This is a genomic window from Lewinella sp. W8 (assembly GCF_004375085.3).
Classification (GTDB): Bacteria; Bacteroidota; Bacteroidia; order Chitinophagales; family Saprospiraceae; genus Neolewinella.
Genome location: NZ_SNAQ03000043.1, coordinates 1 through 2113 on the forward strand (window position 1 = coordinate 1; position 2113 = coordinate 2113).

Below are 2113 nucleotides of genomic sequence, written 5' to 3' on the forward strand. Positions count from 1 at the left end.
TTCGTGGCCGCTGCGGGCACCTTTGATCCGACCGGAGCCAGCCTTGGCGTTTACACCTTTACGTACGGCATCCCCGCCAGCGGCGGCTGTGCCGCCGACGATGAGACGGTGACGATCATCATCAGTGAGCAGCTCTCGGCCGGTACGCCGGAGCCAGCGTTAGAAGTTTGTGCGGGTAGCCTGGCGGTAGTCAACCTTTCGACCCTGCTTAATGGCGAAGACGCCGGTGGCACGTGGACGGCGGGAGGTGGTAACCCCCTCGGCGGCATTTTCACGGCCCTGACGGGTACCTTCAATCTGCTCGGTGCGGGCGTAGGCACCTATACCTTCACCTACAGTATTGCGGCCAGCGGTGGCTGTGCGGCCGACGAGGCCACGGTAACGATTGAGGTCAGCACCCAGCTGACGGCCGGAGTGGCCCTGGGCGATCTGGAAATCTGTGAGACGGACAATGCGGTGATCGACCTGTTTGCTCGCCTGACGGGCGAGGATGCCGGCGGCAGCTGGACGGCCGGGGTCGGGAACCCAAGTGGCGGCACTTTCGTGGCCGCTGCGGGCACCTTTGATCCGACCGGAGCCAGCCTTGGCGTTTACACCTTTACGTACGGCATCCCCGCCAGCGGCGGCTGTGCCGCCGACGATGAGACGGTGACGATCATCATCAGTGAGCAGCTCTCGGCCGGTACGCCGGAGCCAGCGTTAACGGTGTGTGTGGGTAGTGTCCTCGAAGTTGACCTTTCCACTTTGTTGTCGGGCGAAGACGCTGGCGGTACCTGGACCGCGGGAGGCGGTAATCCCCTCGGCGGTATTTTCACGGCTCTGACGGGAACCTTTAACCTGCTCGGTGCGAATGTGGGCACCTATACCTTCACCTACAGTATTCCGGCCAGCGGTGGCTGTGCGGCGGACGAGGCCACGGTAACGATTGAGGTCAGCACCCAGCTGACGGCCGGTACGGCCCTGGACGATCTGGAAATCTGTGAGACGGACAACGCGGTGATCGACCTGTTCGCTCGCCTTTCGGGCGAGGATGCTGGCGGCACCTGGACGGCCGGGGTCGGTAACCCAAGCGGCGGGACCTTCGTGGCCGCTGCGGGCACCTTTGACCCCACCGGAGCCAGCCTCGGCGTTTACACCTTTACTTACAGCATTGCGGCCAGCGGCGGCTGTGCCGCCGACGATGAGACGGTGACGATCATCATCAGTGAGCAGCTCTCGGCAGGTACGCCGGAGCCAGCGTTAGAAGTTTGTGCGGGTAGCCTGGCGGTAGTCAACCTTTCGACCCTGCTTAATGGCGAAGACGCCGGTGGCACGTGGACGGCGGGAGGTGGTAACCCCCTGGGCGGCATCTTTACCGCCCTGACGGGAACCTTTAACCTGCTCGGTGCGAATGTTGGCACCTACACCTTCACCTACAGCATTGCGGCCAGCGGTGGCTGTGCGGCGGACGAGGCCACGGTAACGATTGAGGTCAGCACCCAGCTGACGGCCGGTACGGCCCTGGACGATCTGGAAATCTGTGAGACGGACAATGCGGTGATCGACCTGTTTGCTCGCCTGACGGGCGAGGATGCCGGCGGCACCTGGACGGCCGGGGTCGGTAACCCCAGTGGCGGCACATTCGTGGCCGCTGCGGGCACCTTTGATCCCACCGGAGCCAGCCTTGGCGTTTACACCTTTACGTACGGCATCCCCGCCAGCGGCGGCTGTGCCGCCGACGATGAGACGGTGACGATCATCATCAGTGAGCAGCTCTCGGCCGGTACGCCGGAGCCAGCGTTAGAAGTTTGTGCGGGTAGCCTGGCGGTAGTCAACCTTTCGACCCTGCTTAATGGCGAAGACGCCGGTGGCACGTGGACCGCGGGAGGTGGTAACCCCCTGGGCGGCATCTTTACCGCCCTGACGGGAACCTTTAACCTGCTCGGTGCGGGCGTAGGCACCTATACCTTCACCTACAGTATTGCGGCCAGCGGTGGCTGTGCGGCCGATGAGGCAACGGTAACGATTGAGGTCAGCACCCAATTGACGGCTGGTACGGCCCTGGGCGATTTAGAAATCTGTGAGACGGACAATGCGGTGATCGACCTGTTTGCTCGCCTGACGGGCGAGGATG

Annotated in this window: 1 pseudogene; it reads left to right on the plus strand. The window is 63.4% G+C overall.

The annotated features are described in order from the left end of the window. Positions 1–2113 (plus strand): annotated as a pseudogene (locus E1J53_RS24045) (hypothetical protein); the annotation flags it as partial.